The sequence below is a fragment of the Dyadobacter sp. genome (assembly GCF_017744695.1).
In the GTDB taxonomy this organism is placed as follows: Bacteria; Bacteroidota; Bacteroidia; order Cytophagales; family Spirosomataceae; genus Dyadobacter.
In genome coordinates this window covers 57,442-78,603 of record NZ_JAGIAS010000003.1, presented here as the reverse complement: position 1 = coordinate 78,603, position 21,162 = coordinate 57,442, and the positions used below count along the sequence as shown (strand labels likewise).

The window sequence follows — 21,162 nt, the reverse complement described above, 5'->3', positions numbered from 1 at the left end:
CGGAGGAGCATTATGCCTGGCGCATGGCTTCATTCCTTTGCCGCGTCCTACGCGCAGGCAACACGTGCGTATTTTCTACCAATCCATATATACCATGAAAAATATCTATTCATTATGGTGCATGCTTTTGCTCCCGGCAATGCATGCGATCGCACAGGAGAGGACGGTGACCGGCTCGGTGACCGCCCAGGACGACGGGACCGCGCTTGCGGGCGTTAATATCAAGATCAGGAATGCGAATGTCGGCACGCAAACAAACGGGAACGGCGAGTATGCAATCAAGATAGGTAGCGATACTACCGTGCTCGTTTTCAGTTACATTGGATTTGAAACGCAGGAAGTCAAGGTAGGTAGCCGCTCGAAGCTGGATATCAAACTGGCGCAGGACACGCGGCAGCTGGGCGAAGTGGTGGTAACCGCACTGGGGATCAAACGGGAGGAAAAATCGATTGGTTTCGGGGCGCAGAAGCTCGACGGCGGCGAACTGAGCAACGTGCGGGAGGCGAACCTCGTACATTCGCTTTCGGGTAAGCTTGCGGGTGTGCAGGTGGCGGGCAATACAGGCTCGATGGGCGGCTCGGCGAAAATTAATATCCGGGGTATCAATTCGATTTATGGTAACAACAATCCGCTGTTTGTGGTCGATGGAATGCCGATGGAAAACCGGAACACCAACTCGCTCGAACAACAACGCGGTGCGGGCGGCTACGATTTCGGAAACTCTATTCAGGATTTGAACCCGAACGACGTCGAGAATGTGACCGTGCTTAAAGGAGCGGCGGCCACCGCATTATATGGCAGCCGCGGCTCGAACGGTGTAATTGTGATCACAACGAAAAAGGGCGGCAAGTCGCGGAAACCTAATCTGAGCTATACGTTTGGCTATAATATCGACAAAGTGTATAAACTGCCGCGTTACCAGAACAAGTACGGCGGGGGCTATGACTTTCAGAAGTTGTATTATAATGAGCACCCCGAGGCATTCCCAGACGACCGGAAGGGGAGCTATGACGACAACGACGGGCGCGGGCGCTATGATTTACTGCCGCAATATGCGACCGACGAATCGTGGGGGCCGAAATTTGAGGGGCAGCTTTACCGGCCATATTGGAGCTGGGACAAGGATAGCAAGAACCCGGACTTCGGAAAAGTAGTACCCTGGGAGGCGCAGCCAAACAACATCAGAAGCTTTTTTGAAACGGGAAGCACCTTCAACCACAATATTTCACTCGACGGAGCTACGGAAAAAGGTTCCTACCGGATTTCATATTCCAATTTCGACCAGAAGTTTATTCTGCCCAATTCCAAACTCGTGCGACATAACGCGAGCATTAATGCCAGTTACGAAGCCATCAAAAATCTGACGATTTCGGGTGCCGCGAATTTTGTGACGCATTCGGCCAAAGGAAGGCCCGGTACCGGTTACGGCGATGACGGTGCGAATGTAATGGTGCAGTTTACCCAGTGGGGCCAGCGGCAGATCGATTTTAATAAAATGAAGGAATATGAACTTCCCGATGGCACGCAACTCACATGGAATCGTTCGTCGTGGTTCAATCCCACACCGCGGTATTCGAACAACCCGTACTGGGTAAGGCACAAAAACTACGAAACTGACGGGCGTACACGCTTTTTTGGTAACCTCGCCGCCAACTACAAGCTGGCTGAAGGGCTCACCGCGGAATTGAAATACATGACCGATACCTATTTTGAAACACAGGAAGAGCGGGTAGCCATCGGTTCGCAGTACACCCCGCAATACTGGTTGAGCAAATATGGCCATTTGGAAAACAACATTCAGGGTTTGCTGTCTTATAATAAACTGTTTACCAGTGATTTTTCCTGGAATGCGAATGTCGGCGTGAACCGCATGACGCGTACCGGCTCGACACTCATTTCCAAAACCGTGGACGGCCTGAGCTCGGACGTATTCAGTCTCGAAGCGTCGATGGGACGACCGGACATTACCGACCTGAAAACTAAAAAGCGCATCAACTCGGTATTTGCGAGCTCTTCTCTGGGGTACAAAGAAATGCTGTTCCTCGACCTTGGCGCGCGGAACGACTGGTCCTCGACTTTGCCGGTGAAGCACAATTCGTATTTCTATCCTTCCGGTTCGGTGTCGTGGATCGCGTCGGGGCTGATCGATGCCAACTGGTTGAATTTCCTGAAACTCCGTGCGGCGCTCGCGCAGGTAGGCAACGACACCGATCCTTACAATGTGACCCTCGCATACCTGCTCTATCAGCCATTTGGTACGGATTCGCGCGTTTCGGTGCCGAATACATTACCGAATCCGGACTTGAAACCGGAGATCACCTCGGAATATGAATTTGGGACTGAATTGAAGGTACTGAACAATCGGGTAGGACTGAACTTGTCGTACTACAACCGCCGCACCCGTAACCAGATCATTCCGCTGAGCCGGTCTGCCGCCACCGGTGCTACTTATAAATATGTGAATGCAGGTTTGCTTCAAAACAAAGGCATCGAGTTAAGCCTGAACGCTTCGCCGGTTTCGACGGAAAATTTCAAATGGGATGTTACCCTCAATTGGGCGAAGAATAACAATAAGATCGTGCGACTTACTACCGACCAGAAAACGATGGTACTGGCCAATGCGCCGTTCGCGGTACAACTGGAAGCCCGTGAAGGCGAGTCGTTCGGCTCCATTGTAGGCTATGATTTTGTATATAATGAAAAAGGCCAGAAGATCGTGGACGAGGAGGGTGTGTACGTGCGCTCCGACGACCAGAAAGTGCTTGGCTCCGTACTGCCTTCTTTCACGGGAGGGGTAATCAACGCATTCCGTTATAAGGGCTTTAACCTTTCGGCATTGATCGATTTTCAGAAAGGGGGAAGCTTCTTTTCGACAACCCAAATGTTTGGCCGTGAGACCGGTATCCTCGAAGAAACCGCAATCGGAAGCATTCGTGAGGACGGTATTATTGCCGAAGGTGTGAAAGAGGATGGCACGCCCAACGACGTGGTTATCTCGGCACAGGATCATTTCCTCAGCAACGGAGGAGATAATATCAATTCGGTAGACGTCATCGACGCCAGCTACATTTATCTGCGTGAGATCAATCTCGGTTACAGTCTGCCGAAGGAATGGGTATCCAAAACGCCGTTCAGCAAGGTGCGCGTATCGCTCACAGGTCGTAACCTGTGGCTGATCAAATCAAATTCCAAACATGTCGATCCCACTGCGATCACCAACTCGATCTCCAATTGGCAAGGACTGGAAGGCGGCGCATTGCCCTCTGTCCGCTCGATGGGCGTGAACGTTTCTTTCGGATTTTAATGAAAACAGCTATGAAAAACATCAGGAAAATAACTACCGCTTTGCTGCTAACCTCGGTGCTCGCATGCACCGATGGTTTTGAGGAAATGAATAAGGACCCGAACCGCGCGGAGCGAGCCACTTCGGCGCAACTGCTGACCAACGCCCAATACAATTTTTCCACCAATATTACGGACGAGTGGAACAACGGTCGTTTCGGAATGTACTATGCACAATACTGGTCGTCGACCTACTATTCCGGTGAGAGTCGCTACCAGATCCGCGAGAACACCAACCAGATCATGTGGAACACTTTTTACACCGACGTGTTGAATGAGCTACATGAATCGCAAAAGGTGGAGCAGGAATCGCAGTGGCCGGGTTTCAAAAACCGTATTGCGATTTCCGAAATCGTGAAGGCTTATACCTACCATTTCCTGACGGACATTTACGGCGGTCCCATCCCATACGCCGAAGCATTGAATGCAGATAATGTTACGCCTGTCTACAATACCGGCGAGGAGGTTTATGTTGGCCTGCTGACCTCTCTTGATGAGCAGGTGAAAATCCTGGACACTGCCCAGCCGAGTTATGCTACCGGCGATGTCTTGTACGGAGGCGATGTGCATGCCTGGAAGCGTTTCGCCAACTCGCTTCGTCTCCGAATTGCCTTGCGGATGATCGACGTGAAACCTGCCGAAGCAACCGAAGCGATTAAAAAAGCGCTCGATCCGGCCAATGGCGGCATTATCAGTACGCAGGAGCAAAGTGCGTTGTTTCGCTGGCTGCCTTCGCCGCCCAACAACAACCCGATGAACCAGTCGTTCAAAGTGCGCGTCGACTTCTCAATGTCCAAGCCGTTTATTGACTACCTCAAACTGTACAACGATCCCCGGTTGCCTGTTTTCGCCCAACCTCGTTTGAATACCAATGATTATGTGGGTGAAGTGTATGGTCTAAGAAGCAGCAACGCAAGTTCCAACGGTGACCCGACGCGGGTGAGTTTGCCATCCAATTACGCGGTAGGCGCCACTGCCCCGACGATCTGGCTGGATTTGGCAGAAGTGAAATTCATGCTGGCAGAAATTCAGGCAAGGGAGCTGAAAGTGGGCCTCACAGGGACGGCGGCCCAATACTACCAGGAAGGGGTCACGGCATCCATGCGCTTCGCAGGTATACGGGAGGAAAACATTACCGCTTATCTTAAAAAAGTGCCTTATAATGCTGCCAAATGGAAAGACAGTATCGGTTCCCAGAAATGGATTGCCATGTACACCCAGGGCATTCAGGGCTGGCTTGAACGTCTCCGTCTGGATTTCAAGGACCCGATCACCGGCAAGGCCATTTTTGCCCTGCCCGCCGACGGCTCCCTCGACCCGGATGTTACCGACGTCTCCAAACGCATGAGTTATCCGGTCGTGGAAGCCTCGCTCAACGGGGCACATTACCGGACGGCCTTGGAAAAATTGGGAGGTAGAAATAGTAAGGGAGCGAAGAATTGGTGGGATAAATACTAATGGTCAGCCGGTCGTAACGAGTACCGTTCGTTGCGACCGGTTTCAGTATTTTTACCGCATGACAAAAATATACACACTATCATCAGCTTTTACTTTCAATGCCACGGGTGAAAAGGTAGATGCCGTGGCGTCACCTGCGACGCAAAGCGAATTGGTTGGGTCAAGAAACCACTTTCAGTTCAATTTCCTGACGCTCGCGAAAAAATATACAATTTATAAGTTGCAAGCTGGTGACGACAGGGCGATCCAGGGGCTGGTAGCTTTTAGGCCGAGTACCGGTGCGCTCGAATGTACCAATATGGAAACATGCGATACCAATAAGCATGGAAAGCCGGTCTGCCACGGAGTTGGTAAAGCAATGGTGGCGTTATGCTGTAAAGCTTCGCTAGATGAAGGTTTGGACGGGTGTATTTATTTCGATGCCAAAAACAGGCTGATCCCTTACTATGAACGTTTCGGAGCAAGGCATTTATTCGGATTGCGCATGATTATAGACTCCGTCAACGCAAAACGACTTATTGATTTATACTTCTAATTTGTTTAAATTTAGTTATGGAATCTATATCAAAGGGAAAAAAGAAGGAGGTCGACTTATGGGAAGGAGAGGATCCCAAAGGACCCATGATGCATTGGGAAGGCGACAGGACAGAGGAGGACATTCAATGGATGAGTAATTGGTTTCTTGCTCGTAAAGCAGAGATCGAAAAGGAAAAAGCCCATTCAGCCGGTAATGCCGAATAGGCTTTGCAACAACATTAAAAACTCTTCAAATACTGCACCGATAACGCCCGTCCGGGTAGGTTGTAGCCGCGCTTCTCGTAGTAGTTTTCGTCGGTAATGTTATTTAGTTTCAAAGCGATGGTGTGCCCGCCGGGGATTTTGAATTGTGCGGCAAGGTCCAGTACCATGTATTGCGGGTATTCGATTTCCGGATTGATGGGGTCGGTGTAATCGATGTCTTTTCTAGTTCCGATGGCCCTTCCCGTAAGCCTCAATTGCAGCCATTTCAAATTATCATAAGCCAATCCGAAATTGAATGTGTTCCGGGCTACATTCTGAATGTCGCGGCGTATTTCGGAGGCATCGGTGCCTACGATGAGTTCCTTAGCCTTGATTATGGAATTGCCGTTCCAAAATGCTTTCAATGAGTATCGATAGTCGCTTTTTGCTCCGAAGTCATAAGATAGCTCGGTTTCAAGACCGGTGATTTCGGCATCGGCAGCGTTGACAAATGTGGCACGCGAAGTGATCACGTCACCGTTTTCCAATGGCTCGTTCACTACTTTGATGATCTTGGCAATTCGGTTTTCGACTTTTGTGCTATAAAAGGTCACATTAGCTGCAAAGCCGGATTGCGGTTTGTTGAAATCCAGGCCCAGGTCCCAACTCAGGCTGCTTTCGTTTTTCAGGTCGGGGTTGCCCGCGGTGACGGCAATGCGGCCTTTGGAATCACGGACTTCATTGTATCCGGCGACGCTGTACGCATCGGTCGTGACGAACGCCCGGCCGATGTTGGCTTTCGCGCGGAGCGACGGCAACAACGCGTAGGTGATACCCAGGCTGGGGCTGGTGAACGGCGTTGATTTTTTGCCGGACTTGTAGGTAGGCAATAGCGGCGTTTCGCGTACATCGAAGGTGATGTGGTCGAGGCGGATACCCGGTTGCAGTGTGAGTTTTCCAATATTCAATAATGCCTGCCCGAAGAATGCGCTGGAAATCAATGCATATTCAGGTTGCGTAGGCGCGCGTTCGGTGGTGTCGTTGGTCCAGCGACGGCTGTTGGTGGATGCATTGAGATAATCATAGCCCAGTATCACCGAATGGCGGCCTAGTTTCCAGACGTCTTTCACCTGAATGCCTTTCCATGCATTATGCCCCTGCGCGGAACGGAACGGTACTACCGGCTTGCCGGACACATTCTGCGTGTAATTTTTGGTGTTTTCTTCCGAGGTATACACTTTCATGCTCGGGCTGTGTTGCCCGATTTGTCCGGTCAATGAGACATCGAGGGCCTGGCGATCGACGTCCTTCGTGCTGGCTTCTGTGCTTCCTGAGGATAGTTCGCCAGGCGATTCCACATCCCTTGCCTGGAATTGCTCCCCGCGTACATCCACACGCCAGCGATCGTTGATCTGATAGCCCAGTCTCAATGCGCCCGAGAAATAACGCAGTTTGGTGAAAGGTCGCCTGCTGCCGTCGCTGGTCGTTTCGTCGGTTTCGGCCACCGGGCGATCAGTGTAGTTCTTCTGCGCATGTTTGTAGCCGAATGCATTGCGAAGCCAGTTGTCTTCACCGATCTTGTAGTCTTTTGATCTTTCCAGATAGCTGAAAGACAGGTCGTAGTCCAGTTTGGAGGAGATATTGCCGCCGGTATTGAGCCCCGCCTGCAATGTTTTGAAACTACCATATTCCAGGAAAGCATTGCCACCGGGCGTACCTTTGGATCGTTGGGTAATGACGTTGATGACACCACCCATGGCCTGCGAGCCATACAGCGATGACGCAGGACCTTTCAGAACTTCAATCCTTTCAACCCCATTCAAATTGATCTGCGAAAGGTTGGTCGCACCCGCCGGACGGCCATCGATGAGCAGCAAGGTCCTTTGATTTAACCCTGAAAACTGCGGACGAAAGCCCCTGATACCAATCCCTGAAGATAAATTGGGGTACTGGATCACATCCACCGCCGCCGTCTTCCGGACAATGTCAGTCAGGTCGTTGGACGGCGTCATTTGAATGTCCTCTTTGGAAATAATATCCAGTTTCTGCGCGATTTTTTCTTTTTTGGTTTCGAAGCGGGTGGCGGTTACCACGACTGGATCCAGCAGTTTTTTGGCGGATGAATCTGTGCTGCTTTCCTGGGCCGACGCCGTCGAGGTGGAGGCGGCTGTAATGGCTAAGATTGAAAGCATCAGTCCGCCGACGGAAATGCGGACGGGGAGGTAGAATGGAATATGCATTGTTAAAATTGAAGTGATTCAAAGAGTGTTATCGTCCCGATCAGGATCGAGAATGCACCGACCAGGTAGTTGACGATCATCAGAAAACGTTCGCGCTTTTCCGCAAAACGCCCGACAGAAAAGGCGAAAAAATAGCCGTAGGCCGACATGGAGAGGATAATGCCGATGCTTTGCAGTACAATGATCCAGACGGCCGTCATCGCATCGCGTGCGGCAAGCGTAAGCGCTACCGCACACGCCCCGCCTGTGCCTGCGAGCCCATGCACCATGCCCACCCAGAATGAGCGGCTTACCTTGCGTTCAACGGGCGGCGGCGTTAGCGCCTGGGTTTTGAAATTCCGCCGGATCGCCAGAATGCCCAGCCAGACCATCAGCGGACCGACCAGCAGTTCGACCCGGTCGGCAATATGCAGCGACATCGTAGATTTGAGCAAAAGCACCAGCACCGCGAATAAAATCAGCGTTAATGAATGCCCCAGGGCCCAATGCGACGATCGCCAGATGAGCTTCCATCGGTGCGCAGGGCTTTTGTTTTCTTCCGTAGCAAGAACCGAAACCGCGGCCATATGATCGGGTTCGAAGGAATGTTGTACCCCCAGGAGCAGGGAGTCGATAAGCAAATACTGAATCATTGGTTTTCCGCATAAATTAAGACCTAACTTATGGGAGAATGCAGAGAGTAGCGCGGCTGCAACGCAACCTGCCATTTCCTCTTGCCTTTCTTCCCGAAAGCAAAACCGGATTATTCAACGGCAGGTCTTCTGGCTCGTTCAAGTCGCTGGCGCCTTCCCGGAGGAATGAGAGAATGCGTCAATGAGTGAATGAGTGAATGTTTGTCATTAGAAAAAGCATTCACTCATTCACTCATTCGCACATTCACTCATTACAATCCCAGTGACATAATGCCAGGACATCGTTTTGTGAACTTACAGCAGCGGGAACTGCTCCGGATTTACACCGGATTCCCTTTTAATCACGCCAGGGGCGCGAACCAATGAATATGCAAAGCTAGGTGTTTTTGTTGGAGATAAGCCAGAAAAATAGCCGAATACCGCTAACTTTACGCCATTAAAAGTTCTTTAACATACTTCTCCAACAGGAAAAGGGATTGCGTATCAACGCATTCCAGGGGGAATCGTGTGAGAATCACGAGCTGTCGCGCAACTGTAAAGGTTAATGATTGAATGACCGAATGACTGAATGACTGAATATCTACTATTCAATCATTCAGTCATTCAATCATTGAACTGAGCCAGAGCACCCGTCCTTTCCTTGTTGACAATGCTTTCGCGGTATGAAGCAGGGTCTGGTTTGGATATTCGTCGGTTTCTCGCCACATCGGCGTCCGACGATCGCCTGGTAGCATCGCTGCCGGGTGTTGCCTTTCTATATTTCTCTTTACTGTCGGACGCATTTGAAGTTGTCAGGATTTCCAATTCACCGACGGTTTGAAGATGTCTGTTCAAAAATCCAGTTTCCTAATATCCGCTCCATCGAGCAATTCGGGCAAGACTACTTTGACCCTGGGGTTGCTGCGTGCGTTGCGGAACCGGGGGCTTGGGGTGCAGGCGTTCAAATGCGGGCCGGATTATATCGATACGATTCACCATGCCACGGCCGCCGGTCGACCGGGGCTGAACCTGGATACTTTCATGGCTTCGCCCGAGCATATGTGCGAGGTGTACGAACATTACGCGTCGTGCGCGGATGTGAGCGTGACAGAGGGCGTGATGGGGCTTTTCGACGGGGCCGATAAAATGAAGGGCAGTAGCGCGGAGATTGCTGCATTGCTGGATATCCCGGTGGTGCTGGTGATCAATGCGCGCTCGATGGCGTATTCGGCTGCGCCGTTGATTTACGGATTGAAGAATTTCTATCCGGGAATCCGCGTGGTGGGCGCCATATTCAATTTTGTGAGTACTGAGTCGCACTACCGGTTTTTGCAGGATGCGTGTGAGGATGCAGGCGTGGAAGCATTGGGGTATTTGCCCAAAAATGAAGAGCTGCATATTCCATCCCGGCATCTGGGCCTGCATATTTCAGCCGAGACCGATTATGAACAGATTATCCAAAGGCTGGCGGAGATAATCCCGCGAACGGTGAATGTGGACAGGTTACTGAAACTTACTGCTGTGCATTGCAACGGCGAAAATGGGAGCGCTTTTAATCGGCAAAATCAGCCATATCTGACGAATAATTCCCGGAATCTGCGCATTACGATTGCGAAAGACGAGGCATTTACCTTCATGTACTACCAGAATATAGAATGCTTACGTGCGTTCGGAGAAATTCAATGGTTCAGTCCTTTGCATGATCCGGCATTGCCCGAGACCGATATGCTGTACCTGCCGGGCGGTTATCCCGAGTTGTTCGCGAAGCAACTGTCGGACAATCACTCGATGCTGGAAAGCATCCGGAACTATTGCGCGAATGGCGGACTGACTTACGCGGAATGCGGCGGGCTGATGTACCTGGGAAAGGAGCTCACGGACGGAGAAGGCAATGCATTTAAAATGGTTGGTGGACTCGATGTGTCGACAACCATCCGGCATTCGAAAATGACACTTGGTTACCGGGTTATGCATTGGGATGGATTGGAAGTCAAAGGGCATGAATTCCACTACTCATCATTGAAGGAGCCATTTGTGCAAGCGCCGCTTGCACAAATGGCCAATGCGAAAGGTGTTCCGGTGGATACGCAGCTTTTTAGAATACAAAATACCTTCGCGACATACGCTCATTTCTATTGGGCCGATAAGCCCGAATTCATTCAACACCTCATCAACAAAACCCTAAAATGGGCCGAAAGCCGAGTGCCGAAAGCCGATAACCAACCATGAAACGGCAGCGAGTTACCCGGTCCGACGGGAAGGCCATTAACCTCGTGCAGCGGCGCGGGCATCTTTCCTATTGTTACAATGCTTGCTGTTGCGGGCGCGTCGATCGCGGGTATGCGCCTATTCCCGTGGAATTGTATAAAAGCGAATGGCTGAGGCGGAAACTGCGGAACGTGGTGCATATGACCAAAGGCGGTTGCCTGGGCCCGTGCACGCTGGCGAATGTGGTGACGCTACTGTTCGACGGGCATTCGGTGTGGTTCCATTCCATCAATTATGAATGGCAGATCATCGCGATTTTTGATTATATCGAAAGTATGGTCAAAGCCGACCGGTATCTGGTGCCGCCTTCGGACCTGGCCGAATATGTATTTCAATTTTATACCTGGAAAGGCTCTGAGGCTTCGACAGAACCAGGGCAGACAGCCGTTCCAACCGACGGCATTGTTTTCCTCACGCATGCGGATACTGACCTGCTCACACTCGACCGTGCGATGCAGTTCCTGCCGGATGACTTTCCCAAAACGACGGGTATCAGCCTGATGGCGATCAAAAGCGAGGAGCAGATGCAGCAGTTGTTGCAGCGCGAAATCGCGGAGGCAAAAGTGATCATCATCCGCATTCACGGGCGGCTGAGTAGTATCCCCGGATTTAATGAGTTGGTAAAACTGGCAGGGCAGCGGGGCCAGCACCTGATTGTAGTGAGCGGTACAGGAGAGCTGAACCCTGAATTCGCCGCGGTATCGACGGTTTCCCCTGCCATTTTGCATGAGACGCTGGCCTATTTGCAGGCTGGTGGTTATAGTAACCTGATTTCACTTCTAAGCTACCTTTCGGATCACCTGCTGATGACCGGTTTCGGGGCCGAAGCGCCAATAAACTTGCCGGAACAAGGTATTTATCATCCCGATCTGCCCGAGTTTGCGGACAAATCGGACTGGTTGAAACACTATAATACGGCCCTGGCGACCGTGGGCATTACCTTTTACAGGGCACATTGGCTGAGCGGGAATACCCACTTCGTGGATGCGATGATCCGTGCACTCGAAGAGCGAGGCGTGAATGTGCTGCCTGTCTTTACTTCGTCGCTGAAATCGGTCGATACGGGCACCGGAAAGCCGCTGGCATTCGAATTTTTTGAAACGGATGCAGGAATCGGCATCGATGTGCTGGTTAATACGATTTCGTTCGCCATGACGGATATTCAGCCGGTGGGGCAGGGGAGCGGTCCCTCCAGGGCATTGCTGGATTTGAATGTGCCGGTTTTGCAGGCGATCACCAGCGGCATGGGCCGCGGGCCGTGGGAATCTTCGGCGCGAGGGCTTAATCCGCTCGATACGGCGATGAATGTCGCTATCCCGGAGTTCGACGGGCGTATTATTACTGTGCCTGTTTCATTTAAGGAAAAAGGGAAAGATGCACGCGGGTATGAACCTTTGGATAACCGGATCGATCGTGTTGCTGGTTTGGCTATCCGCTTTGCACGTTTAAGACATTTGAAGAATGCAGATAAAAAAGTCGCATTCATTTTTACCAATTCCAATACAAAAGCTTCCCAGATCGGCAATGCGGTAGGCTTGGACGCCCCTGCGTCGCTATTGAATATTCTGCGGGCAATGCAGGCCGAAGGTTACCGGATTGCCGACTTGCCTGAAACCGGAACGGGGCTGATTCACGCGTTGATTGACCTGTGCGCGTACGACGAGGATTTCCTGACACCGGGCCAGCTTACAAGGGCTGCGGCAAGCGTTCCTGCTGCGCAATATGCGGGCTGGTTTGAAGAGTTGCCCGAAGCTGCCCGGCGGAAAATGCTGAAACAATGGGGGGCGGCACCCGGCGAAACCTACGTGCATGACGGCCATATTGCATTGGCCGGGCTCGATTTGGGTAATGCATTTGTGGCATTGCAGCCCCCGCGTGGTTATGGTATGGACCCCGACGCGATTTATCACCAGCCTGATTTGGCGCCTACGCATCATTATTACGCGTTGTACCGCTGGCTGCGGGACGGGTGGGGCGCCGATGCCATTGTGCACGTGGGCAAGCACGGGACATTGGAATGGTTGCCCGGAAAGGGGATAGGGCTGTCGGAAAACTGTTTTCCTGATGCATTTCTGGCCGATTTGCCATTGTTTTACCCATTTATTATCAACGATCCCGGCGAAGGTTCGCAGGCGAAACGACGCGCACATGCGGTGATCGTCGATCATTTGACACCCCCGATGACTTCGGCGGACACTTACGGTGAATTGGCGCAGCTCACGCAGCTGGTGGATGAGTATTACCAGGTTGAAAGCCTGGATCCTTCCAAATTGCCATTGTTGCAGCGGCAAATCTGGGACCTGATCAAGCAAACCAATCTTGATGCCGATCTTTCGGCCATGCTCAGTCGCGATCACGGTGACCACAAACATGACTGGGACGATGATATGACGCCGGAAGGGGTACCGGTTAGCCTCGCAGAAATGGATGGGAAAGATATCGCGCATTTGATCGAGGATATCGACGGCTATTTATGTGAGCTCGGTGCCGCGCAAATCCGCAATGGATTGCATACGCTGGGTGAAATGCCCGAAGGCGATGCATTGCTGGATATGCTGCAAGCGCTTACGCGGCTTCCGAATGGGCCCGTGCCGGGAATGCAGGCAGTTTTGGCAAATGCATATGGTTTTAATATTGAGACACTTCATCAACAAAAAGGACAAAAATTACCCGTGCCGGCCGATAACCTGGCGGCATGGGCCGGCCGGCCGATTGTAACTGCGGCCGATGCGCTGGAAGCACTCGATGAAATGGCGGGGCATATTGTGAGGCTGTTTGAACATTACAGCTTCGACGGTGAGGCGATTGACCGGGTCATATTTGAGTCCATCGAGCGTAATCCGCATTTGCCGGAGTTGGCTGGGCTTCGTAAGATATTGACTTTCATATCGGAAGAGCTGGTCGCGAATCTGGCCCGCACGGATGAGGAAATCACTAATCTTTTGCATGGTCTTTCGGGTGGTTATGTGCCTGCGGGCCCGAGCGGTGCGCCCACACGCGGGATGGCGCATATCCTGCCCACGGGAAGGAATTTTTATGCCGTCGACCCACGGGTATTGCCTTCCAAAGCGGCCTGGGAAGTGGGGCAGCAGTTAGCCAAAGAGGTTTTGGACCGCCATTGGAAAGAAACCGGGAGGTATCCTGAAAGCGTCGGCATCAGTATCTGGGGCACGAGTGCCATGCGTACGCACGGCGATGATGTGGCCGAAGTACTGGCATTGCTGGGGGTACGGCCCGTTTGGCAGGCCGAAAGCAGACGGATCAATGGGTTGGAAATCATTGCGTTGGCGGAACTTGGTCGCCCCCGGATCGATGTGACGACACGCATCAGCGGCTTTTTCAGGGACGCATTTCCGCATCTGATCGAACTGATGGACGAGGCGGTACAGATGGTGATTGCCGCGGATGAGCCATTGGAGGAGAATTTTGTAAAAAAACATTATTTAAAAGAGCTGGCCGAACTGCAAAAGGACGATACACTATCCATTGAACAGGCCGAGGAGCGGGCCGCCTACCGTATTTTCGGAGCCGCACCGGGCAGTTACGGGGCCGGGATATTGCCTTTGATCAATGAAAAGAACTGGCAAACCGATGATGACTTTGCACAGGCGTATATCAATTGGGGAGGTTACGCCTATTCGCGCAATGCGCAGGGTACTGACGCCCGGAAAGAGTTCACCCGACGGCTGGCGGGCGTGGAAGTGGCATTGCATAACCAGGACAACCGCGAGCACGACCTGTTCGATAGCGACGATTATCTGCAATTTCACGGCGGGATGATTGCCACGATCCGTAACCTGACGGGCCAGCAGCCCAAGCATTATTTTGGAGATTCCCAGGACCCTGCGCGGCCGGTGGTCAGGGACTTAAAGGAAGAGACTTTACGCGTTTTCCGCTCGCGCGTCGTGAATCCAAAGTGGATCGAGAGCATTCAAAAGCATGGCTATAAAGGGGCGCTGGAGCTCACCGCCACCGTCGATTACCTCTTTGGCTACGATGCCACAGCCGGGGTCGTCGATGACTGGATGTACGAGAAAGTCGCGGAAACTTACGCACTGGATGCTGCCATGCAGCAGTTTTTCGAAGAAAACAGCCCGTGGGCACTTCACGCTATTGCCGAGCGGCTATTGGAAGCTGCGCAACGGGGGCTTTGGGAAAAGCCATCGGCCGAAGCGCTGGAAGGGTTGAAGGATTTGTATCTCAAAAGCGAAGCGCAGCTGGAATCCAGAAGCGAATAATGCCCTGTTAAATGAATACTGAAATGAATTTATACCCGTTTTCCGCGATCGTCGGGCAAGAGAAACTGAAAAAGGCATTGCTGCTGTGTGCGATTAATCCGGGCATCGGCGGGGTGCTGATCAAAGGTGAAAAAGGCACTGCCAAAAGTACCGCCGTACGCGGACTGGCGGAGGTGATGCCCGCGTTGGCACACACAGGTGAACCGGTACCGTTTGTCGATTTGCCATTGGGCGCTTCGGAGGATCGGGTACTGGGTAGCCTGGATATCGAAGCGATTCTTTCCAATAAGACTAAAAAGTTGCTCCCCGGCCTGCTCGCGAGCGCGCACGAGGGGATTTTGTATATAGACGAGGTAAATCTCCTTGCCGATCACCTGGTGGATGTGCTGCTGGATGTTGCGGCGTCGGGGGTTAATACGGTTCAGCGGGAAGGATTGTCGGTGAGCCATCCGGCGCGGTTTGTGCTGATCGGTACGATGAACCCCGAGGAAGGAAATCTGCGCCCGCAGTTTTTGGACCGTTTCGGTTTGATGGTGGAAGTAGGAGCCCAAACCGACGTGCAGGCGAGGACAGAAGTGGTGCGAAGAAGGATCGCGTATGAGAGCGATCCGACTGCGTTTGTGAGTGATTGGACCGGTAGCCAGGAAATGGTCAGACTGGAAATAGGCAGGGCGAGAAATCTGCTCCCGCTTGTGCAAATGCCGGACGGATTGCTTCAAATGATCAGCCAGCTATGCATTGAATGGAACGTAAGCAGCCTGCGGGCCGACATTGTTTTGTACAAAACAGCGATTACCATCGCCGCATTGAACGGGCGGACAGTGGTAACCCCGCAGGACATACGGGAGGGAGTGGAATTGGTTTTGCCCCATCGAAAGGGCAAAAAGGTATTGCCGCCGCAAACCGGTCAGTCAGTGGACGATGGGCAGGATAACTCAGGGGAAGGCAGCGCCGAACAGCGCAATGAACAGCGTTCCGGTTACTCGAAAACCGCGGCGAACGACCAAAAAAAAGGTGAATGCGGGGAAGGAAATTGTGAATCCAAAGACAACGAAACTGTCGCCGGTGTTGATTTTAGAATGGATATTCCAGAATTGCCGAATATGGAGGCTGTTACCTTACCCGATTCGGTTACTGGTCGGTCTGCGAAGGCCAGGCAAAGTGAGAAAGGCATGCAGGTAAGGGCGGTTAAGAATGAGGCTGCCACCGATATTGCGCTGACTGATACCGTTATACATGCCCTGGTACGAGATCCTGACCAACTGCATATCGGCAGGCAGGACCTGCATCAGAAAGTCAGGAATGGCAGGACGGGGCACCTCGTTGTTTTCGTGGTAGATGCCTCGGGCTCAATGGCAGCGGGTAAGCGAATGGAGGCGGTGAAAGGCAGTGTGATGAATTTGCTGCAAGATGCTTACCAGAAACGGAATATGGTGGCGGTAATAGCCTTTCGCGGTGTGGAAGCGACAGTACTGCTCGAACCAACCCGGAGTACGGAACTCGCCGAGCTGGCCTTGGAAAAGTTGCCGACCGGAGGGCGTACGCCATTGCCGCACGCATTGCAGCTGGCGGAGAAAATGCTCATCTCTTTGGCGAAAAGTGATCGTATGGAACCGTTTTTGGTGATATTGAGTGACGGAAAGGCTAATGTGCCGTTGCCGGGTGCGGGCGGAGATGCCTGGCGACAGTCAGTACAACTGGCTGAGCGTATGAAGTATCCGGCATTGGTACTGGATACTGAAAGCGGCTACGTCCGTTATGGGAAAGCGAAAGAACTCGCGGTGGCACTGGGTGGAGAATATTTGTCTTTACAGGAACTTTCGGCCAATGAAATCACAGGCTCTATTGCGGGGCACATTGATATTTGAATGCAATGAATACTAGGAAATTGCGCCCGATAATGTTTGTCGGGACCGGCTCGGACGTGGGCAAAAGTGTAATCACCGCCGGCTTTTGCCGGATTTTCAGACAGGATGGCTACCAGCCCGCGCCGTTCAAGGCGCAGAACATGTCGCTGAATAGCTTCGTGACAGCGGATGGTCTCGAACTTGGGCGTGCGCAGGCTGTACAGGCAGAAGCGGCACGCATTCCCTGCGAATCGGATATGAATCCCGTGTTGCTCAAACCCACGAATGACAAGACTTCGCAGGTAGTGTTGAATGGCAAACCCGTCGGGAATCAGTCGGCTTACGAGTATTTCATGGCTAATGACCGGCAAGAGTTATTTTCAGCCGTCAAGGACGCATTCGATCGCCTTGCTGCGAAGTATTCTCCGATTGTAATGGAGGGCGCGGGGAGTATTTCGGAGCTTAATTTGAAACACCGGGATATCACGAATCTAAGAATGGCTGCCCATGCCGGAGCGGCTACCTACCTGATTGCGGATATCGATAAAGGAGGAGTTTTTGGCAGCGTTTATGGCACCATCGCCTTGCTGACACCCGAAGAGCGCGCATGTATGAAGGGAATCATTATCAACAAATTCCGGGGAGATGGGAGGCTGTTTGAAGAAGGCAAAAGAATGCTTGAAGAGCTAACGAGGCTACCTGTTGTGGGTATTTTGCCTTATTTCAGGGATATTCACATCGAGCAGGAAGATTCAGTTTCGTTAGAGCTCAAATACCGGTCGGCAGTGGCGGGGAAAGTCAATGTGGCGGTGATCCTGCTGAAAAGGTTATCAAATTTTACGGACTTGGACCGTCTTGAAAGGGACCCCAGGGTAAATTTGTATTATACCAATGAACCCTCTGAGATTGCCAAAGCTTCGGTGGTGATCATTCCGGGCAGCAAGAATACGATCGGGGATATGCTGGCTGTTAAAAATAGCGGCGTCGCGAAAGCCATTTATGACGCACATAGGGCGGGCAAGACGGTGATTGGCATTTGCGGGGGATATCAGATGCTCGGCGAAAGCATTCTCGATCCGCATCATGTAGAAAGTGAAATTGAAGAATTGCCCGGGCTGGGGTTGTTACCGGTGAAAACTATCCTGCAATCTGAAAAGACGACATTGCAATGCACCTTCCGCTTCCGCCAAAGTGAGGAACAGTGTTCCGGCTATGAGATCCACATGGGCGAAACCTTTGCATTGCAGCCCGGGGAGCCCGTTGCAGCATTCTCCGACGGTCGTCGTGACGGCTACTTCCTTAACGCACGCACGTGGGGGACTTATCTGCATGGTATTCTGGACAATCAGGTCGTCATCGATCATATTTTAAGCCCTTATACCAATGCGGAAAGTGTACAGTATGATTATCAGGATTTTAAGGAACAGCAGTACGATAAACTGGCGGATTTACTGCGCGCGCACATCGATATGGAGTTGATTTACAAAAGCATAGCTGAATAGGATATGTTACACGGGCACGGCGACGATGGCTACCGGTATGGCAGTAAGATCATTGCAGATTTCAGTACGAACGTCTGGTACGGAGGGGAACCGGGTGGCCTGAAAGCGTACGTCTTTGAAAGGTGGAGTGAAGTAAACCGTTATCCCGAGGTTCTTGCAGAGAGTTTGCGGGAAAAGATTGCGAAACACCATCAAATGTCGGTGGAGCAAGTACTGGTGTGCAGCGGTACAACCGAAAGTATCTACCTGATCGCGCAATTGTATTCCGGAAAACGAACGACAATTATCACTCCCTCATTCGCGGAGTATGAAGATGCCTGCCTGTCGTTCGATCATGAAGTGAATAGTTTGAGTTGGCAGGGTGCATTGGAGCTGCCCAGATTGAAAACCGATCTGGTATTCATTTGTAGTCCGAATAACCCTACCGGGCTTATTTTCCATGATTTGCAATATTGGCTTAAACTAAATCCGCAATGCCTGTTTGTGGTCGACGAGGCATTTATTGATTTCACGGAAGGGGCGATTTCCGCTGTTACACTGATGGCCCGCTTTCCAAACCTGCTGATTATGCGCTCGCTTACCAAAACTTACGCGATTCCCGGGCTGCGACTGGGTTATTTGCTCGCACGGGAAGAGGTGGTAGAACCGTTGATGAATATCAAGCAACCCTGGACGGTGAATACGCTGGCCATAGCAGCTGGACATTACATTTTCGATCATTTCGACGGGATTCAGCCGCCGGTTTCAGGACTTCTGGATCATAAAAGAACGTTCGTTCAAGAATTACAGAAGCTGGAATGCATTGAAGTGCTGGAAAGCGAAACGCATTTCTTTTTGGCCAGAACTTTGGTGAGGAATGCCGCTCAGCTGAAAGATTTTCTGATGGAAAGATACGGCTTGCTCATCCGTGACGCGAGCAACTTCCGCGGCCTTACGCGGCAACATTTCCGGCTCGCTACCCAGCGTTCGGGCGATAATTACAAGATGATCAACGCATTGAGAGAATGGCAGACGCTGTACTATTAATCTGTCCATTGGTTGCAGGTTATCTGCTTGATCTCTGGTTTGGCGATCCCGATAACTGGCCGCACCCTGTTCGGGTATTTGGTAACGCCATTGCACTGGGTGAAAAATGGTTGAATCGCGGCCGGCTTCGGTTTTTGAAAGGAGCCACGATGAGCATAATTCTTGTGGTATTGGGGTTCTCCTTTTTTAGGGGGCTTAATGCGCTACTTCTGCAAGCACCTGCATTGTATCTGGTAATCAATAGCATTTGGGTTTACTATGGTCTGGCCAACCATTCGCTCATAGCGGAAGGCACGGCAGTATTTTCAGTTCTGGAAAAAGAAGGTCTGGAAGCGGGCAGGAAGCAGCTTTCGAGGATCGTAGGAAGGGATACCTCGAAGCTGAATACGCAGCAAATACGGATCGCCGTGTTGGAAACGATGTCGGAAAACCTGAGTGATGGAGTGATAGCACCGCTGTTTTACTATGCCATAGCAGGCGTCCCCGGAATGATGGCCTATAAGATGATCAATACCATGGATTCCATGCTGGGTTATCGGACCGAACGCTATGAATGGTTTGGGAAGTTTGCGGCGAGGATGGATGATGTCGCTAACTTCGTCCCTTCACGACTGACGGCGTTGCTGATGGTTTTGGTGACTGGAAGCAAGCGTGGATTGCTATTTATCTTCCATTTTGGAAACAAACATAAGAGCCCGAACGCGGGATATCCCGAGGCAGCACTCGCGGGAATTTTAGATTGTCGTTTCGGCGGGGCGAATGTATATCATGGCAAGGTGGTGGAGAAGCCGTATATCGGGGAGAATGACCGGGCTATTGAATCCCGGGAAATAACAACGGTGGCAAATATCAATCAGCGGACCTGTTTGGTGATGGTATTGATTATCAGTCTAATGTGCTGGGGCGTTGCCCGCTGTTTTTGAGTTTTTGGACAAGCTCGGGTGACAGTTCTACCAGCCTGGCAATCTCTTCGGTTGAAAACGAGGTTTCTCGCAATAGATTTTGGGCAATTGCAGTCTTTGCTTCGGTTCTTAATTCCAACTGCCTATCCCAATGTGCCATAAACGCCTCGATGCCCATAGCGTCTCGCATTTCCAGAATCTGATTTACTAGCTCCAAAAAACCATCCTGTTCCAATTCGTCTTTCATCAACTCTAAGATGCCCATACTTTTTGGTGTTTGTCTGATTTCACTTAGTTCATTCTCAAATTTAACATCGGTTTCGCGATTGTCAAAGCGAATGTAGCAACGTAAAAAAACTAGTAATCGATTAATTTTCGATTTTGGTAAGTTTCTATGGATCAGGTTTCTGGTTAATTCGATTTTTAGTTTAAGTAATTCATTCTCAGATATGCGTTTGCGTTTTAGGGCAACCAACGCCGTGAGAACCACGATGGCGAACGGATTATCACTCTCCCTCAGCATTTGCTCCTCCTGTTCCAGGATTTTGAATGTATTGAACTTATACAAAACACTCGTTCCCATGAATTCGCGATGGTACTCGCATGGTTTGAATGCCGCATTGTGCTCCGTGAAAATGGCAAATGCCGTAATAGGTTTATCATATTTATCCAATATCCGCGAATAATAAGTGAACATTCGCCGGCTGAAATCGGGATCGTGGTAGCCTTGCACCTCGATGTGTACGAGTATCCATTCGTTGTCGCCGTTTTGGCAGTACACTTTTACAAGTTTGTCTACAAAGCGGGTCTGGTACAAATTATCCTCCGGCGGGAATAATTGTTCCAGCTCCTTGTCCAGGTATTCGAAATTTTTGGAAAAATCGAAAAGGGAACCGGCGTCGGGATAGAAGAACAGCAGGAAATCTTCGAAAATATCTTCCAGGATCGATTTCCAAAGGGTGTCGTCGCGATGCATGAAGGGTGTGTGTAAATGAAGCTCTGCAATGA

Annotated in this window: 13 protein-coding genes and 2 riboswitches; of the genes, 10 read left to right on the top strand and 3 right to left on the bottom strand. The window is 51.2% G+C overall.

From position 1 onward, the window contains the following. Positions 1 to 94 precede the first annotated feature (94 nt). Genes J7619_RS12350 through J7619_RS12335 form a run of 4 tightly spaced genes read left to right on the top strand, consistent with a single transcriptional unit; the run spans position 95 to position 5,541 of the window. Complete coding sequence (locus tag J7619_RS12350) at positions 95 to 3,304, top strand: SusC/RagA family TonB-linked outer membrane protein (protein ID WP_291198510.1); 3,210 nt, start codon at positions 95 to 97, stop codon at positions 3,302 to 3,304. An 11-nt stretch (positions 3,305 to 3,315) separates the two neighbouring features. Next, the gene (locus J7619_RS12345; protein ID WP_291198507.1) at positions 3,316 to 4,800 is read left to right on the top strand and encodes a SusD/RagB family nutrient-binding outer membrane lipoprotein; all 1,485 of its coding nucleotides are present in this window, start codon (positions 3,316 to 3,318) and stop codon (positions 4,798 to 4,800) included. Between the two features lie 58 nt (positions 4,801 to 4,858). Then, positions 4,859 to 5,335 carry a GNAT family N-acetyltransferase gene (locus J7619_RS12340; RefSeq protein WP_291198504.1) on the top strand — a complete coding sequence of 159 codons (477 nt, stop codon included), beginning with the start codon at positions 4,859 to 4,861 and terminating at the stop codon, positions 5,333 to 5,335. A 17-nt stretch (positions 5,336 to 5,352) separates the two neighbouring features. Then, positions 5,353 to 5,541, top strand: coding sequence for a hypothetical protein (locus J7619_RS12335; protein ID WP_291198501.1), 189 nt, complete (start codon positions 5,353 to 5,355; stop codon positions 5,539 to 5,541). Positions 5,542 to 5,555: 14 nt separating this feature from the next. On the opposite strand, the gene J7619_RS12330 is transcribed toward J7619_RS12335, so the two are convergent. Then, positions 5,556 to 7,760 (bottom strand): TonB-dependent siderophore receptor, encoded by a 2,205-nt coding sequence (locus J7619_RS12330; protein ID WP_291198498.1) that lies wholly within the window; start codon positions 7,758 to 7,760, stop codon positions 5,556 to 5,558. Between the two features lie 2 nt (positions 7,761 to 7,762). Next, positions 7,763 to 8,392 carry a hypothetical protein gene (locus J7619_RS12325; protein WP_291198495.1) on the bottom strand — a complete coding sequence of 210 codons (630 nt, stop codon included), beginning with the start codon at positions 8,390 to 8,392 and terminating at the stop codon, positions 7,763 to 7,765. Positions 8,393 to 8,493: 101 nt separating this feature from the next. Beyond that, a riboswitch (cobalamin riboswitch) is annotated at positions 8,494 to 8,771 on the bottom strand. Between the two features lie 77 nt (positions 8,772 to 8,848). Next, a riboswitch (cobalamin riboswitch) is annotated at positions 8,849 to 9,044 on the top strand. A gap of 170 nt (positions 9,045 to 9,214) precedes the next feature. Here J7619_RS12325 and J7619_RS12320 point away from each other — a divergent pair. Genes J7619_RS12320 through cbiB form a run of 6 tightly spaced genes read left to right on the top strand, consistent with a single transcriptional unit; the run spans position 9,215 to position 20,175 of the window. After that, positions 9,215 to 10,600 (top strand): cobyrinate a,c-diamide synthase, encoded by a 1,386-nt coding sequence (locus J7619_RS12320; protein ID WP_291198493.1) that lies wholly within the window; start codon positions 9,215 to 9,217, stop codon positions 10,598 to 10,600. Then, the gene (gene cobN / locus J7619_RS12315; RefSeq protein WP_291198490.1) at positions 10,597 to 14,877 is read left to right on the top strand and encodes a cobaltochelatase subunit CobN; all 4,281 of its coding nucleotides are present in this window, start codon (positions 10,597 to 10,599) and stop codon (positions 14,875 to 14,877) included. The genes J7619_RS12320 and cobN overlap by 4 nt, the downstream gene beginning before the upstream one ends. Before the next feature lie 23 nt (positions 14,878 to 14,900). Then, positions 14,901 to 16,745, top strand: a complete 1,845-nt coding sequence (locus J7619_RS12310) for a magnesium chelatase subunit D family protein (RefSeq protein ID WP_291198487.1) — start codon at positions 14,901 to 14,903, stop codon at positions 16,743 to 16,745. A 32-nt stretch (positions 16,746 to 16,777) separates the two neighbouring features. Continuing rightward, complete coding sequence (locus tag J7619_RS12305) at positions 16,778 to 18,226, top strand: cobyric acid synthase (protein WP_291198484.1); 1,449 nt, start codon at positions 16,778 to 16,780, stop codon at positions 18,224 to 18,226. 3 nt (positions 18,227 to 18,229) lie between these two features. Further along, the gene (locus J7619_RS12300) at positions 18,230 to 19,252 is read left to right on the top strand and encodes a histidinol-phosphate transaminase (RefSeq protein ID WP_291198480.1); all 1,023 of its coding nucleotides are present in this window, start codon (positions 18,230 to 18,232) and stop codon (positions 19,250 to 19,252) included. Continuing rightward, a complete protein-coding gene (gene cbiB / locus J7619_RS12295; protein WP_291198477.1) occupies positions 19,231 to 20,175 on the top strand; it encodes an adenosylcobinamide-phosphate synthase CbiB in 945 nt (314 codons plus the stop codon). The genes J7619_RS12300 and cbiB overlap by 22 nt, the downstream gene beginning before the upstream one ends. Here cbiB and J7619_RS12290 read toward each other — a convergent pair. Then, positions 20,138 to 21,130: a hypothetical protein gene (locus tag J7619_RS12290; protein WP_291198474.1), complete on the bottom strand. Its 993-nt coding sequence runs from the start codon at positions 21,128 to 21,130 to the stop codon at positions 20,138 to 20,140. The genes cbiB and J7619_RS12290 overlap by 38 nt on opposite strands. Positions 21,131 to 21,162: the final 32 nt, after the last annotated feature.

Coding starts and splice junctions, on each gene's coding strand:
- J7619_RS12305 (WP_291198484.1), top strand. CDS start 16,778: ATGTTTGTCGGGACCGGCTCGGACGTGGGCAAAAGTGTAATCACCGCC.
- J7619_RS12340 (WP_291198504.1), top strand. CDS start 4,859: ATGACAAAAATATACACACTATCATCAGCTTTTACTTTCAATGCCACG.
- cobN (WP_291198490.1), top strand. CDS start 10,597: ATGAAACGGCAGCGAGTTACCCGGTCCGACGGGAAGGCCATTAACCTC.
- cbiB (WP_291198477.1), top strand. CDS start 19,231: ATGGCAGACGCTGTACTATTAATCTGTCCATTGGTTGCAGGTTATCTG.
- J7619_RS12345 (WP_291198507.1), top strand. CDS start 3,316: ATGAAAAACATCAGGAAAATAACTACCGCTTTGCTGCTAACCTCGGTG.
- J7619_RS12300 (WP_291198480.1), top strand. CDS start 18,230: ATGTTACACGGGCACGGCGACGATGGCTACCGGTATGGCAGTAAGATC.
- J7619_RS12290 (WP_291198474.1), bottom strand. CDS start 21,130: ATGCATCGCGACGACACCCTTTGGAAATCGATCCTGGAAGATATTTTC.
- J7619_RS12325 (WP_291198495.1), bottom strand. CDS start 8,392: ATGATTCAGTATTTGCTTATCGACTCCCTGCTCCTGGGGGTACAACAT.
- J7619_RS12350 (WP_291198510.1), top strand. CDS start 95: ATGAAAAATATCTATTCATTATGGTGCATGCTTTTGCTCCCGGCAATG.
- J7619_RS12335 (WP_291198501.1), top strand. CDS start 5,353: ATGGAATCTATATCAAAGGGAAAAAAGAAGGAGGTCGACTTATGGGAA.
- J7619_RS12310 (WP_291198487.1), top strand. CDS start 14,901: ATGAATTTATACCCGTTTTCCGCGATCGTCGGGCAAGAGAAACTGAAA.
- J7619_RS12320 (WP_291198493.1), top strand. CDS start 9,215: ATGTCTGTTCAAAAATCCAGTTTCCTAATATCCGCTCCATCGAGCAAT.
- J7619_RS12330 (WP_291198498.1), bottom strand. CDS start 7,760: ATGCATATTCCATTCTACCTCCCCGTCCGCATTTCCGTCGGCGGACTG.